We start from the raw sequence: 14,768 nt of genomic DNA on the forward strand, positions 1-14,768 counted from the left end.
TGGGGCTATAAAACGCTTCGTCTCTTCCGCCAATAATTATTCTGTTATCATGGGTTGTACGCATATATAAATAAGGGTTTGCAGTATTCCACAATAGCGTTTTATCTGTCCATACAGGTATAGGCGATTGAATATGCTCGGATGCAAGAGCATAAGTAGAATTTAATTGTACAATTTTTTTGTCTATAAACTCCGTTATTTCATATCCTGAGGCATTCACTATTTTTCTTGCTGTAATATGGTGCCCTTTTTCGGTTGTTAATTTTACACCGTTGGCTTTATATGCTATTTCCGTAATCACAGTTCTATCAAAAACACGTAGCCCATTTTTTACGCTTTCTTGAAGCAAAGCATGGGTAAACATATATGGGTCGGTAGTGCCCCCTTGCGAAGAGAGAATACCCATGGGAGCAGAAAACCCAAATTGCTGTTTTATTTCGTTTTCATCTAAATATTGAACTTCAAATCCTGCTCTTTTACGATATGAAAATTCAGTTTTCATAAAAAGCTTATCTTTTTTATAAGCAGCGAAAAAAAGGCTTTTTTGTTGTTCAAATAGCGTAAATCTAATTTTTTTTGAGATGCTTTCAATTGTATTAATTGCTTCGGAACACATTTGGTAAGCACGAGCGGCCGATTGAAAACCAATTTGATTTGAAAGTTTTGATAAAGGGGTATCTAACTCATATTGCAATAGGGCAGTACTTGCAGAAGTACTACCTAAACCAATGGTTCGTGCATCAACAACAATACAATTTAAGCCTGCTTTGGTTAAATAATAAGCGGTCAAAGCTCCAGAAATGCCACCACCAATAATTATAACATCTGTTTTTATTGATTCGTCCAATTTTGGATAATTGACTGGTAAACCAGCATTTATTAGCCAATATGGATAACCTGTTGTAAGATTCATGTATTAAATTTTAACTAATCTTATGAAATATGACACTATAGTTATTGAGTTTTTATGGGAATTTCTGCTTTAGCAATCTCAGTAGGTGGCACTTCGCCTGTATATTGTTTGGCATAGGCCGCTGTAAATTCAGCTCCAAAAAACAGAATCATTGATGAATAGGAAACCCACAAAAGTATTAATATGATAGATCCTGCTGTGCCATAAATAGAAGCGGGCTGAGCTGTTCCGAAATAGAAGGCAAGAACTGTTTTTCCTATCGTAAACAACAAACCTGTAAGAATAGCCCCAAACCAAACATGTTTCCATTGTATTTTTGCATCGGGCAAAATTTTATACATCAGGGCAAAGAGCATAGAAATAACTGCCAATGAAAAAATAAAATTGAGAACATTAAAGACAATTATCATAAACTCTGATGTGCCTCCTTTAATAAAATCGCTAATGGCTGCGAGAGCAGTTGAAATGACTAATGAAATCATCAATAAAAATGCAATGGCCAAAATTAACCCAAATGAAAAAAGTCTTGCTTTCAAAATAGGTAAAATTCCTTTTTTAGGAACAACTTTAACTTTCCAAATTGCATTTAATGTTATTTGTAATTCGACAAATACCCCCGTAGCTCCAAGAAGTATAGTGCCTACGCCAATAATTGAACCCCAAAGTGTAGATTTTGTTTGAGTTGCCTTTGCCAGTATTTGTTTTATTTGGAGAGAAGTATCTTCACCCAATGTGCTTGCTACTTGTGATAATATACTTTCGTTTACAGCATCTTTTCCAAAGAAATAACCCGCAATTGCAATAACAAGAACCAATAACCCGGGTATGCTGAAAATGGCATAATATGCAATTACAGCACTTTGTCGGAATGGATCTTTAGCGTTCCATTCTTTAAAAGTTTTTTTAAATAACTTACCCAAATCTTTAGTTTTGAATGGCATTACTTAAAGTATTAAATAAAAATGCAGACGAAATAATCTTATCTCTTCTGCATTTTTATATGGTAAAAAAAATTAATCTTGCTCCGACATCGCTATCATACTTTTTACGGTATCATACTCCGCTTTTAGCCACATTAATTGTTGTCTTAGTAAAACCTTTTGCTCGGAAGTTAAGTGGTCTGAATGCTCATTTAGTGCATTTTCATAAGTTTCTTGGGCTACTTCTTCACCATATTTGCACGAATTCAGAATTGCCTCTCGGTCATTACCAGTAAGTGCCGCTTTCACATCCATCCACACTCTAAAAAATTTCCCACTTACTTTTGTACCTTCCGCAGGAGTTCCACCCAGCTTTTGAACTTCATCAATAAGTTGAGAATTACATTTTTGACTTGTGTATGCAAATTGAGCAAACAAACTTTTAAATTCGGCTTCCTCTGTTTCTTTTAAAGCAGTTTCATATCCTTCAATTCTGTCGTTGTTGATTTCGATGACCGTATTTAATACGTCAATTGTTTTCTCGTTTTTCATTTTTATGTAGATTTAATATTAATAATTACTTTTTTGTTTTTGGCATTTCCATGGGCATCATTTCTTGCTGCCATTTATGTATAGTTTCCATGCTTATAGTTATATTACAAAGTTGAGTAATATGAATTTTATAAGTGTTACAAAACTTTTGAAATAAGTTATATCATTCACACATTTAAGAAAACCATATTAGGGCTACTCCCACAAAGTCGTGCTGCAAAAGGTGTTTTGGTTGTTTTCAAAAATCAATGTTCTTAAAATATAAATGATAGGGAAATACATGAATTCGAAGCGTTTTCATTTTACGAAAATCTGTACAATCAGCAATGTTTTACTTGTTGCTTGTAGTTTTTAAGCAATAAAAACTTAAGGTATAAATCAGTGCAGGTAGAACCATAAATTGTAATATAGGAGATAAACCAACATTAAAGAAGGGAATAATGGGCATTGAATCGGAATATGCCCAGTTTCCTAAAGATAAATGCCTAATTTCTGATAAAATAGCTCCTATTCCTCCAGTTAAAACTAAGATTGAAATCTGTTCCCATTTTAAAAGTTCTATCCAATATATATTTTTAAATATTACAGTAAAGCCAAAATAAAGTAATAAGACCATAATTGTATCTGCTATAGCACCTATGGCACAATATAAAATATGATTTATACTAAACGAAGAACTATCATAAAGTGGCATTTGAAGTATTTCCCAAGTGAAATTCAACAAAAAGGCAAGCATAGTTATAAAAAAGACAAACTTATTAAAAAGTTTTTTGTCAGTAGCTTTTCTTTTGGAATAGGTAAATAGTAGACTAACTAAAATTAGAGCAATAACTGGAAATAGAAAAACCACAGGTTTTAAAGTGTCCATTTAAGTAAGTATTTACGTAAAAACTGCCTGTAAAGCTCTGACTATCAATATAATATATTTTTAAAGAAATGTATCTTTCGATTTTTGTTTTGAAGTGCCATTCAATAATTTTTCATAGTTTTTATTGAAATAGTAAGTGGTACAACGCAATTTTAAAACTGTGTTGTACCACTTCGATATTTTATTACTTTATGCTATCTTTTGGTGCTATTGTCTGATAGGTTGAGTCGCGTTTGGGTTGAGATTTACCTGTATTTTTCTTTTTTATGGCTTCTAATCGTTTTAACTCTGCTTGTTTAGCTGCTTTTTCTTTCTTTGTAAAATATCCTTTAAGTAAAAAACTGTTTTTGGCAGCCTCTATTGTTTCAGTCAAGCCTTTTGTGCCTGATTGAATATTAGTCATTGTAGAATCAAGTGCTTTGCCAAATTTTTCATCGCTCATCATTTTCGACAAAGCTCCTTTTCCATTATTCATTTTAACGGTAAATTTGGCAAATTCGTCAGAACTGGTTTGTAGGTTAGTAAGCGTATTTTTGAGGCTATTTGAAAATGCTTCGTCAGAAATCATTTTCGATAAAGCTCCGTTTCCATTGTTGACTTTTTTACTAAATTGTGCCAATTCTTCCGAAATCAAACCAACATTATCTAAACTTTTTTTCATACTAATCATTATATCTTCCATTTCGATGGCACTTTTTGAAATAAGTAAGTCATTGTCTTTCACGGGTTTGTTGGTAATTGTGCCTGGCGAGATTACCAAAACCTTATCGCCCATCAATCCGTCTGAACTTATGGTTACTTTGGCATCGGTTTTGATAAATGGTTGTACATCTTTCTCTATCATTAAATGAACCATTACGGAAGTATCGGTAATAAGCTCAATGGCATCAACAGTACCAACATTAATTCCCGAAAAGCGTACATTGTTTCCCACCTTCAAGCCACTCACGTTTTTGAATTTTGATTTTAAATGTATCGTCGAACCAAATAGGTTTTTCTGTTTGCCAACAAAATAAATTGTTACCACAAATAGCACTATTCCTATGATTGCAAACATTCCTAATTTCCATGTGAACCCAGATTCCTTATTCATATTCTTAGTTTTTTACTTTTGTAAGTCGATTAGCATAACAATCATTGTTAAAAAAATGACTAAAAATCAATCGCTATATAAAAAATGAACGCACCCATTCGTCATTACTTTTTTCTAATGCTTCGTAAGTACCTTCGGCATTTATTATTCCATCTTTCAAAATCACAAGTCTATCGCCTGTGTATTTGGCACAAGCCATGTCGTGAGTAATAATGATAGATGTTGTTTTATATTTTTTCTGAATAGACAATATTAATTCGCTAATCTCTCGGGAAGTAATGGTATCTAAGCCAGTAGTAGGTTCATCATAAAGCAGGATTTCAGGTTTTAAAATGAGTGTGCGAGCAAGACCAACTCTTTTACGCATACCTCCTGATAATTCGGAGGGCATTTTATCAATGGCTTCTGCCAAACCAACGCTTGTTAATGTTTCGATAATTGCGTCTTCTACTTCTTTGGCAGATATTTCTTTAGAGTGTCGCATCAATGGAAACGCCAAATTTTCCCTTACCGTCATGGAGTCATATAATGCTCCATTCTGAAAAAGAAATCCGATTCTTAATCTGATTTCATTGAGCTGAATTTCATCTAACTTCGTAATATCTGTGTCAAATACCTTTATTTCACCTTTATCGGTCTTTAATAAACCCACCAAACATTTAATAGTTATTGATTTGCCTGAGCCTGATTTTCCTAATACTACCAAATTCTCTCCTTTTTTTACAGAAAAACTAACTCCTTTTAGTACGTGATTGTCTTTACCAAATGATTTATATAGCCCTTTTATGTCTATAACTGGCGTGGTGCTATCAGGAGTAATATTTTTTTTTGGTGATGTCATTATATAAGTTTCGACAATTAGAGGTTGGCATTTAGCTATTAAAGATGATTTTATTATACTCTAAACTAGCTTTTGGCTTACAACCAAGACAAATTTTTTTAAGGTTAAAAATTCTTACTCAAACATCTCTATCTTCAATGGAAGTTGATGTTCTCTACAAAAATTATCATAAACCCCTTTTTTCGACTATTTGGCTTTTTGTTTTAGAAAAAAAGGTCTGTCAATTGAACCGCCAACATATCTATTATAAATATGGTCAGAGAAGCAAGAACTACGGCAGAATTGGCCGCTTTACCCACACTTTCTGTGCCATTAGCTGCCGTGAATCCTTTGTAGCAGCCAATCATACCGATAGCAAACCCAAAGAAAAAAGTTTTGATAGTAGCGGGTACAATATCAATAAAATCGAGTGATTCAATTACCTGCGAAGTATAACGCACTATATTTACATCACTGTGAATATTGACACCTACATAGCCACCAAAAATACCAATACCATCGGCAAATACAACTAAAAGAGGAATCATTAATGTAGCAGCAAGGATTCTGGTAACTACTAAATATTTGAAAGGATTAATGGCTGATACTTCCATCGCATCAATTTGCTCGGTTACTTTCATTGAACCTAACTCTGCCCCAATGCCCGATGAGACTTTGCCAGCACAAATTAAGGCTGTAATTACGGGAGCTATTTCTCTTATCAAAGAAAGTGCAACCATGCCAGGCAACCAAGATTCTGCACCAAACTCGGCCAATGTAGGACGTGACTGAAGCGTGAGTACCATGCCCATAATAAAGCCTGTAATTGCTACCAATGGAAGCGATTTATAGCCAATAACATAGCATTGTTTGATAAATTCTTGCGTTTCAAAAGGAGGTCTTACAACTTCCTTAAAAAACCTAATAGTAAACAAGATAACATTACCTGCATCATTAAATATACTTTTCAGATAAATGACCATGATTGAATCGTTTTATTGATTTTCAAAAAAGGCTTTAGTCCTTGAGAACTAAAGCCTTTTATTACTTTCACTCAAATATTAGTCATTTCCTACTGGAAAACTTATACCAACATTCAAACTGAAAGCTAAGTTATGATAAACATTGTCATTTGTTTTTGTAACATCGGTGAAGCTTTTCCCAAAGCCTGCATCGACATTTAACCATGTGCGAGACTGAATACGATAATTGAAGCCCGCACCTACTAGTCCACCGATATCAGTTTTGTTGTAATAGGGTTGACCGTTTGTGCCCAGCACCTCGTCTCCACTTTTATGGTTTGCTCTTAGTAATGCACCAACATAAGGGCCTGCAAAAATTTTCGGACGAAATTGATTTCCTGCGTCACCAAAAAAGTATATTAAGGTAAGCGGAATTTGCAAATAATGTAGTCTGTTAATATCTTCATTAAAGGTATAAGCAGAGCCTAATTGCGAATACATAACTTTTGCACCGATTCCAACGTGTTCGTTTACACTATAATTAGCGAAACCACCAATTGATACTCCGAGTAAACTTTTGGTGTTTGGAGCTGCCGTTAGCGTTGATACATTTAAACCTACCATTGGTCCAATTGACAAGGTTTGAGCAGAAATGATTTTTGCATTAATGAATAATAATGCGAAAAGTATTGTGGTTTTTTTTAACATTTGCTTGGTGTTTTGTTTTAAATAATTACGATACAAAGGTGCAGACTCCTGCAATGAGAAGTGTTATATAATATTCGAAATGAGTTATATCATTCACACATTTTAGTTTTTATCTAATTTTTTTTCAAGGGTTCTGGATTTTCCTCTATTTCTTTTATCTGCTCTGCCAGTTCGGCATATTCTTTTTGAAGTTCGATTATCTCCATCTCTGATTTTTTTTCTACATTAATTACCGCATTACTTGCAGTATCATGCGATGCTACGAGTTCATTTAGCTTTAAATGCAACGCAATAGAGAAGTGATTGAATGTTTTTTGAATAATAAACAAACTTAAAAAAGTAATTCCGAGTATTATATCTCCTATTTTTTGGTGAATACTTTGGGTATAAAATTGCTCATTATTAATCCAAAATATTACTGTAAATAAAGCAATAATAAAAGTGACAGAATTACCTAAAATAGAGGTAGCAGTAGAAGTGAGTTTCTCAAACATCATTTCTAATTTTCTATATACTTTTTTCATAGTTTGTTAATATACTAGGGGGCTAAAATAAATTATTTTTTAAAAATAAGCATTGGCAGATTTGCCTCTTGTACGAAATGCTGGGTAAGACTTGTATTAAAAATATCATTTAAAAATGACTTTTCATAAATCGCTAAAGCCAAAACATTAGGTTTGTGAGTATTTATATAAATTTCTAAGCCTTCAATAATATCATTTCGATTAAGGTTTTTAATCGTTACATCATCATTTTCAAACTCATCTTCTAAATCACTCACCATTTGTTCTACAGCACCTCCTATATTTAATTCGAAATATTCATGAATATGAATCACTTTGCAGATAGCTCCTAAAGGCTCTGCAATCGCTAATACTTTATGAGTGGCGGCAATTTCGTCTTCCTTGAAATCGGCAGCATACATAATTGTTTGAGGTAGAGTAATAGAAGCATTTTGAGGGACAATCCAAACAGGGCATTCAGCAGATTTCATGACATTTTGGGCATTTGTGCCAAGCCAGCTATCAATTATATTCGATGCTCCTTTGGTACCCATTACAATAAAATCAGCGTTTACCGTTTTGGCGGTTTCTACTATTATCTCTGAAATAAGTCCATATTCTACCATTTTGATGATACGATCGTGAGATAAATTTGAGTCTTCTATAAACTTTAACTCAAAAATTGCTAAATTGTTTTCGGCATCTTCTCTTCCTTGTAAAACAGATATCTCTGTATCGAAAATAGGCAGATTAGTTGAATTTGTTGAAATGGGAATAGGATAACCATGCAATAAAACCACTTTTGCATCTAATTTCTTTGCCAGCATGCCAGCATATTGAGAGGCATGAATGGCATTAGTGCTAAAATCAGTTGGAAAAAGAATCGTTTTCATGTAGATGGAGTTAGTTAAAGTTGAGTTACTAAGAATCATCAAAGAATGCTATTTCTTAAAAAAAAGCATGGGTAATTTTGCTTCCTGAACAAAATGTTGGGTGATACTACTATTGAATATCTTGCTTAAAAATGATTTTTCATATGCTGCCAACGCCAAAACATCTGGATTATGTGTTTTGATATAGGTTTCTAAACCTTTCACAATTTCTTTTCGATTGAGGTGTTTAAATGTTATGTCTTCATTTTCAAACTCATGTTTTAGTTCAGTTACCATTTCTTTAACGGTCTGATTTACCTTTAACTCGAAATAGTCATGAATATGAACCACCTTGCAGGTAGCTCCCAAGGGTTTAGCTATTTCTAAGAGTTTGTGAGTTGCCGCAATTTCATCTTCTTTAAAATCGGCTGCATACATTATCGTTTGAGGAGCATTGAGTAAAGCATTTTCTGGAATAATCCAAACAGGGCATTTTGCCGATTCCATAATAATTTCGGCATTTGTACCAAACCATTTGTCTATCATATTCGATGCACCTTTAGTACCCATTACTATCAAATCGACATTTTGTGCTTTGGCTATTTCCACTACAACATCCGACACTAAGCCATACTCAACCATTTGAGTGATTTGCTCAATGTGTAAATTTGTATTGCCAATAAACTTTTCGGTAAAAAACTGTAAATTTTGCTCGGCTTCCTTGCCCCGCTGTAGAAGTGTATTTTCTGTATCGTAAATCAGTTGAAACTCTGAATTTACAGGAACAGTAATCGCATAGACGTGTAACAAAATTACCTTGGCATCGAAACGCCTTGCCAGCATTCCTGCATATTTTGAAGCATGAATAGCATTATCGCTAAAATCGGTTGGAAAAAGAATCGTTTTCATAACTTTAGTGGTTTATATTGATAAAAAAAATAAAATTGCGAGTTAAATTTTAATCATAGAAGAGTTTTATCATTGGCAGTTACTTCCAATTCTATGGTCAAATCTTTAGAGCCTACATTAGTCATTTCTATATCACACAATATACTTACCTCATCACTCACCATAAAGCCTCCAGCATCCATAGGTGCATTCCAAATAAGGCCCCAGTCGGCTCTGTTTATTTTCCCCGTAACCGTAAATCCAGCTCTTTCATTTCCCCAAGGGTCTTTTACAATTCCTCCAAACTCAACATTTAATTTTATATTTTTGGTAACACCTATCATGTTCAACTCTCCCAATAATTCATGTTTACCTTCGGCATCTGCTTTTCCTATGGAAGTTGATGAGAAAGTTATATGTTTATGATTTTCAACATCAAAAAAATCGAGTGCTTTTAAGTGATCATCTCGTTGGGTATCACCAGTTGTTACTGAAGAGGCTTCAACCCGTACATTTACTTCGGCGGTTGTAAAATCTTTGCCTATTGTATAAATACTTGCATCAAAAGTTTTGAATTCACCTTTTATATGAGCAATCATTAAATGTCTTACTTTAAAAGTAATGTCGCTATGAGCTTGATCAATTGACCATTTGGTTTGATTTTCCATTTTTTGAGTTTCATACTGTGAAACAGTTTTTAACAGTATAAAGGTCTGAACCTTTGTTTGAGGAAGTGTTACATAACTTTTAGAATAAGTTATATCATTCACACATTTGGAACAATTATTTTGAGTGCCTGTGGGGTTAGTTTAACTTCCAATGTTTTAATCTTGCCAAGATATTCGCCATCAATTTGGAAATGCACTTTTTTTGTAGAAAACATAGTCAATGCGTTTGTTTGAAAAACTTCCGTTTTATCTAAATCATAGGGTTTATGCGAAAAAACCATTTTAAAGACTTCAAGAATTGATATTTTTTTGACAACAATTACTTCAAATAGTTTATCGTCTAATTTACCAATCGGATTTATAACAGCCCCAGTGCCATATCTGGTACCATTGGCGATAACTATCATTTCGGCCTTTATTTTGATGTTTTTATTATCAATGTGCATAGTTATTTCCATCAGAGGATTTTGCAATAATACTTTCAAAGAAGCCATCATGTACCCCCACATTCCACGCACACCTTGAGTTTTAAACCTCTTCATTGCATAAGCATTCAATCCAATATCACTCAAATGAATACATAATTGACTATTTATATGGGTTATGTGTATTTTTTTTAAATGGCCGTTTACAATAACATCCAAAGCTTGTGTGGGGTCATTACCGATTCCGAGTTCCTTTGCCAGGCCATTTGCCGAACCTGCAGGTAGGATTCCCAACGGAATGCCTGAATCTAAAACACACTCAGCTACTAATTTTATGGTGCCATCTCCTCCAACTGCTATCACTCGCTGCGGCGAAAACAACTTTATTCTTTCTTTTATTGTTGCCTGATTACAGTCTTTTGTAAGGCAATACAATTCAATTTTATAGTTTAAGGAAACAAAATGATTCGTTATCAACGTTGTCCAATCTGTTGAAGTGCTTCCTGAACCAGGATTAAGTATAAAAAGTAATTTATTTTGTGTCATGATGAAAAATAAAATTAATAATCCAGAATTTACCGTAAAAGTATATCACGGTTATGGGCATACAAAAAATCTTGTTGTGTATGGTCATGTATTGGCAGGAAAATCGGTTAGTCCGAGTAAATATACCAATAACCCAATTTTAAATATCATTCATTTGGCTAAGTTGTTTTTTGTTAAGCCAATACCCAATGCTCGAGTAACTTTGCAATGGGAAAAGCAGCAGTTTTATTGTACCACCGAAGCCGATGGTTTTTTTAAGTTTGAATGGCAATCTACCACCGAAGTGGAAGCAGGTTGGCATAAGGTAATTATAAGTTTATTAAACGAACAAAATCATATTGTTACTACGGGCGAAGGTAAAATTTTTGTTCCACACTCTACTCAATATGGTTTTGTATCTGACATTGATGATACCGTATTGGTGTCGCATTCTGCTACCACAGGCAAAAAATTAAAAGTAATGTTTACCAAAAACCCACGTAGTAGAAAAACGTTTGCTGATGTGGTAAAATTTTATCAACTATTATCTCTTGCTCATACTAATGAAACATTACTCAATCCTTTTTTCTATGTATCAAGTAGCGAATGGAATTTATATGATGATTTGAATGAGTTTTTTAAGCATAATGGTTTGCCAAAAGGGGCTTTTTTGTTAAATACTATAAAAAAATGGCATCAATTATTTAAAACTGGCAAAACAAAACATCAAGGCAAATTGATTAGGGTAGTCAGGATAATGGAGACATTTCCTAAGCAACGATTTGTATTATTAGGAGATAACTCACAGAGTGACCCAGAAATTTATGTAGCAATTGCAAATAGATATACTGATAAAATTGTAGCCATTTATATTAGAAATGTTAGTTTAGAAAAAGAATTACCAACACTAGCCCTGTTGGCGACGATACAAAATAAAGAAATTTATACTTGCCAATTTAATCATACCGACGAAGCTATTTTGCATTCAAAAGCTATCGGATTGATTATCAGCTAATTGTAAAAAGTAAGAAAGTTGCTCATTTTAATAAACAACCTTCTTCACAATAAAATATTTTATTACATTCCGAAAGCTGTTTTTAATTTTTTTGCAGCCAGTGCTTGAGCTTCTTTTGCTTGAGGAACAACAGCAGCCATACCAAAAAATTCATGAGTTACCCCATTATATAGTTCATAGTCTGTTTCTACATTGGCGGCTTTCAATTTTTCGTTTAGCAATTCCCCCTCCGTTTGTAAAGGGTCAATTTCTGCTGCAATTATCAATGTTTTTGGCATTCCTGCAAGATTTGCATTTACCAAGCTTATGCGAGGATCGGCGGCTTGTGCCGAGTTTTCCAAGGCATTTTTTACAAACCAAGCCATCATTGGCTTATTTAGTGGTTTTGCCTTGGCATATTTTACATAGCTTTCACTCTCCAAGTCATTATTTGCGAGTGGATAAACCAAAACTTGATAAAGAGGCATTTTAAGTTTTTGGTCTCTTGCCATAATACTTACATTAGCGGCAAGATTACCACCAGCACTTTCTCCGACAAGAGCCATTTTAGTAGAATCACCGTTAAAAGAAGTTGCATTTTCGATAACCCATTTGTAAGCATCAAAAGCAACCATGTGTGCCGCAGGAAACTTTTGCTCTGGTCCTTTAGGGTATTCAACAGAAACAACGATTGCCCCCGTTTGCTCACAAAGCCCTTGGCTACTCGCATTATATACGTTTATATCTGCAATTACAAATCCACCACCATGATAATATACAATGACAGGAAAAGGGGCAGTACCTTCCTTTGGTGTATAGATACGAATTTGTGTTGTACCACCGGTAACTGGAATCTCTTTATTGATTGTATCGCAAAGAGCGGGTGGCATTGACATATTATTAATTTTCATTATTTTCATAACTGCATCCGTCGGTGTAGGTTGCATACGTGCTTCTTTAGCATCCAAGGTTTCAATTGGTTTTCCACCAAGACTTGCCAGCGTTTCCATAACGGTTTGCATTTCTGGTTTGATAGAAGTTCCCCATGCGGGTGCTTCTCCTGAGGGTTTTAAGCTCGTTTGTTCATTTAGTTTCATAAAAAAGATGTTTAGTTTAAAGTAGTTACTTTTGTTCAAAAAATAAAAGATGAACCTATTACTTGGTATGAGCGAAATATTTATTCTTTTTGCTTTAAAATAGAATGTTTTTTTGCTTGATTAGATACTTATAAGCGTATTTTAGTTCGATTTGAATTCCTATCAAAAACTTTAAATCTTAGATACTTATGGCTTCCGCTCTAATCAACTTTAGACACATTTTCAACTAAACAGTCTTTTTTTATAATTTCCATTTCGAGTTTCACAAACTTCTATTCATCTCCACAATGAAATAGTAAATCGCAAAGCCAACAAAACTTATGATAATTCCCCAAAACCACGCAGGAGTAGATTGTGGGGTTTCGCTTCCTTCTATCAAAAATTGTTTTTGGTCGCCTTTGCCGTAGGCGTTTATCATTATCGGAATTATGCCATCCACAATTTCATTATCCGAAATCCCTTCTACTGCAATAGATGGACCATTACGAACAAAAAAAGGTATCTTTCGGATGCCCTCTTTTCCCGATGGGTCTTTACTCACAATTTTCATAACATGCTCACCATCAACCAATTTGCTGGTATCCAATTCAAAATTGATGGGTACAGGAAATTCTCCAAAAGGTTTTTTCTCTTCATCTAAAAATATAAAAACTGAGCTATTATTTTTCATGTTAATCTATTTTAAAGATTGAATATTTAATGTGGTCTGCATTATTTTCGTTGGGTTTTATGAGCCATTTTATGGAATATATTAAGGTAAAAACAGCAATAATTGCCGTAATACCAATACTCACGTAATCCCAATTACTTTCTGGACCTGCACCGTGAACGATGCCTCGCAGCACTTTGGGTTGGTTTCGTTCGCAAACTTCGCAGGCGTAAGTTGCGATGTAAAAAGTGAGGAAAAACAATATCAGAATTGATTTTTTCATAAGTATCAGGTCGTTTTTACTTTGAAGCAGTCATTTTAACCTTTATAAAGTCCATTAATTTTTTAATTTCGTCAGGTGTAACTTCTTTTGCTTTATTCCCCCAAGAGTTTCGCTCATAGTTGATAATTGCCGCCACATCAAATTCGGTAAAATTCATGTTTGTTCCCACCGCTGCCATTTGTCCATATTCGGGGCGGGCATTATAGCCATTCATAATAATATCCACGTATAATTCCAGATTTTCGCCCACTACCACTGGGCTTTCTTTTAGAGGCGGAAATGCCCCTTTTAAGCCTTCGCCATTGGCTTGGTGGCAACTCATACAGTTTTTTGCGTATAATTCTTTTCCATCTACCGAGGCAATTCCATCTTTTGAGGCAGCTATTTTTTCGGGTCTTTTATATAAAAATTGGGGCGATTTTGAGCCTTCTGGCAATGGCATTTGTTTGAGCGATTGCACATAAGCTACCAATTGCAAAGCCTTTTTGGTTGCTACTACTTTCCCCTTTTTACCATTCAAAAACTGAATTGGAATAGGTACAATCACGTCTGTTTTGGCAGGATTTTCTTTTATTTCAAAAAGCCATTCATAAGCTGGCATGATAGACTGAGCTACCACACTTCGGGGTTGAAACAAGTGCATCAGATTCCAATCTAAGCTGGGTTGTCGGTTGCCCACATTGGTCAAATCGGGTCCAGTTCTGCCTGTTCCCATCAAAGTTGCAGTGTTTTGCCATAAGCTTGTTCTGCCAATGTTGGCATAGTCTGCCGCCATACCCGGGCGACTGCCAAACACTTTGTCCATTTCAACATTTCGCACTTGTTGCGAATGACAACCCACGCAACCTTCGGCAATGTAAATCAATTTTCCCGCTTTGGCGTCGCCCATAAGTGGCTGGCTTCCTGGCAATGGTAAGTTGTTATTCTGATTTTGAAATGCGGGCATTATTACCGTCAAATAAGTAAGAAACGCAAATAGTAAGCCTGCTGTAATGTATAATCGGAGATGATTATTGAAAATATTCATG

General features: G+C 34.5%; 18 protein-coding genes. 1 reads left to right on the forward strand and 17 read right to left on the reverse strand.

The features are described 5' to 3' along the window. The 13 genes from ACH2CJ_RS04435 to ACH2CJ_RS04495 all read right to left on the reverse strand — a co-directional run. Positions 1–913, reverse strand: a 913-nt coding sequence (locus tag ACH2CJ_RS04435) for an NAD(P)/FAD-dependent oxidoreductase (RefSeq protein ID WP_394991019.1), incomplete at its 3' end; no start/stop codon positions are given. A 41-nt stretch (positions 914–954) separates the two neighbouring features. After that, complete coding sequence (locus ACH2CJ_RS04440) at positions 955–1,854, reverse strand: YihY/virulence factor BrkB family protein (protein WP_394991020.1); 900 nt, start codon at positions 1,852–1,854, stop codon at positions 955–957. Positions 1,855–1,926: 72 nt separating this feature from the next. Then, complete coding sequence (locus ACH2CJ_RS04445) at positions 1,927–2,385, reverse strand: PA2169 family four-helix-bundle protein (protein ID WP_394991021.1); 459 nt, start codon at positions 2,383–2,385, stop codon at positions 1,927–1,929. A gap of 331 nt (positions 2,386–2,716) precedes the next feature. Then, positions 2,717–3,253 (reverse strand): hypothetical protein, encoded by a 537-nt coding sequence (locus ACH2CJ_RS04450; protein WP_394991022.1) that lies wholly within the window; start codon positions 3,251–3,253, stop codon positions 2,717–2,719. A gap of 184 nt (positions 3,254–3,437) precedes the next feature. Next, on the reverse strand, positions 3,438–4,346 hold the full coding sequence (locus ACH2CJ_RS04455; RefSeq protein ID WP_394991023.1) for an MlaD family protein: 909 nt from the start codon (positions 4,344–4,346) through the stop codon (positions 3,438–3,440). 73 nt (positions 4,347–4,419) lie between these two features. Then, positions 4,420–5,187: an ABC transporter ATP-binding protein gene (locus ACH2CJ_RS04460; protein WP_394991024.1), complete on the reverse strand. Its 768-nt coding sequence runs from the start codon at positions 5,185–5,187 to the stop codon at positions 4,420–4,422. A 203-nt stretch (positions 5,188–5,390) separates the two neighbouring features. After that, positions 5,391–6,149, reverse strand: a complete 759-nt coding sequence (locus ACH2CJ_RS04465; RefSeq protein WP_394991025.1) for an MlaE family ABC transporter permease — start codon at positions 6,147–6,149, stop codon at positions 5,391–5,393. A gap of 78 nt (positions 6,150–6,227) precedes the next feature. Further along, positions 6,228–6,836 (reverse strand): porin family protein, encoded by a 609-nt coding sequence (locus ACH2CJ_RS04470; protein WP_394991026.1) that lies wholly within the window; start codon positions 6,834–6,836, stop codon positions 6,228–6,230. Positions 6,837–6,949: 113 nt separating this feature from the next. Further along, positions 6,950–7,360: a low affinity iron permease family protein gene (locus ACH2CJ_RS04475; protein WP_394991027.1), complete on the reverse strand. Its 411-nt coding sequence runs from the start codon at positions 7,358–7,360 to the stop codon at positions 6,950–6,952. Between the two features lie 32 nt (positions 7,361–7,392). Then, positions 7,393–8,232, reverse strand: coding sequence for a universal stress protein (locus ACH2CJ_RS04480; RefSeq protein WP_394991028.1), 840 nt, complete (start codon positions 8,230–8,232; stop codon positions 7,393–7,395). A gap of 48 nt (positions 8,233–8,280) precedes the next feature. Next, the gene (locus ACH2CJ_RS04485; protein WP_394991029.1) at positions 8,281–9,120 is read right to left on the reverse strand and encodes a universal stress protein; all 840 of its coding nucleotides are present in this window, start codon (positions 9,118–9,120) and stop codon (positions 8,281–8,283) included. A 53-nt stretch (positions 9,121–9,173) separates the two neighbouring features. Continuing rightward, entirely contained in the window at positions 9,174–9,767 is a 594-nt protein-coding gene (locus ACH2CJ_RS04490) for a YceI family protein (RefSeq protein WP_394991030.1), read from the reverse strand. Between the two features lie 98 nt (positions 9,768–9,865). Continuing rightward, positions 9,866–10,738, reverse strand: a complete 873-nt coding sequence (locus ACH2CJ_RS04495) for a diacylglycerol/lipid kinase family protein (protein ID WP_394991031.1) — start codon at positions 10,736–10,738, stop codon at positions 9,866–9,868. Between ACH2CJ_RS04495 and ACH2CJ_RS04500 the strand changes: the two genes are divergently transcribed. Continuing rightward, positions 10,737–11,732, forward strand: coding sequence for an App1 family protein (locus ACH2CJ_RS04500; protein ID WP_394991032.1), 996 nt, complete (start codon positions 10,737–10,739; stop codon positions 11,730–11,732). The two genes, ACH2CJ_RS04495 and ACH2CJ_RS04500, sit on opposite strands and share 2 nt — an antisense overlap. A gap of 62 nt (positions 11,733–11,794) precedes the next feature. On the opposite strand, the gene ACH2CJ_RS04505 is transcribed toward ACH2CJ_RS04500, so the two are convergent. The 4 genes from ACH2CJ_RS04505 to ACH2CJ_RS04520 all read right to left on the reverse strand — a co-directional run bounded on the left by ACH2CJ_RS04505 (position 11,795) and on the right by ACH2CJ_RS04520 (position 14,767). After that, a complete protein-coding gene (locus ACH2CJ_RS04505; protein WP_394991033.1) occupies positions 11,795–12,808 on the reverse strand; it encodes an alpha/beta hydrolase in 1,014 nt (337 codons plus the stop codon). 262 nt (positions 12,809–13,070) lie between these two features. Next, positions 13,071–13,478: a cytochrome C gene (locus ACH2CJ_RS04510; protein WP_394991034.1), complete on the reverse strand. Its 408-nt coding sequence runs from the start codon at positions 13,476–13,478 to the stop codon at positions 13,071–13,073. 1 nt (position 13,479) lies between these two features. Then, positions 13,480–13,740, reverse strand: coding sequence for a hypothetical protein (locus ACH2CJ_RS04515; RefSeq protein WP_394991035.1), 261 nt, complete (start codon positions 13,738–13,740; stop codon positions 13,480–13,482). Between the two features lie 16 nt (positions 13,741–13,756). Further along, positions 13,757–14,767, reverse strand: a complete 1,011-nt coding sequence (locus tag ACH2CJ_RS04520; RefSeq protein ID WP_394991036.1) for a cytochrome c — start codon at positions 14,765–14,767, stop codon at positions 13,757–13,759. Between the last annotated feature and the right edge of the window lies 1 nt (position 14,768).

The sequence above is a fragment of the Emticicia sp. genome (assembly GCF_043780375.1).
Taxonomy (GTDB): Bacteria; Bacteroidota; Bacteroidia; order Cytophagales; family Spirosomataceae; genus Emticicia.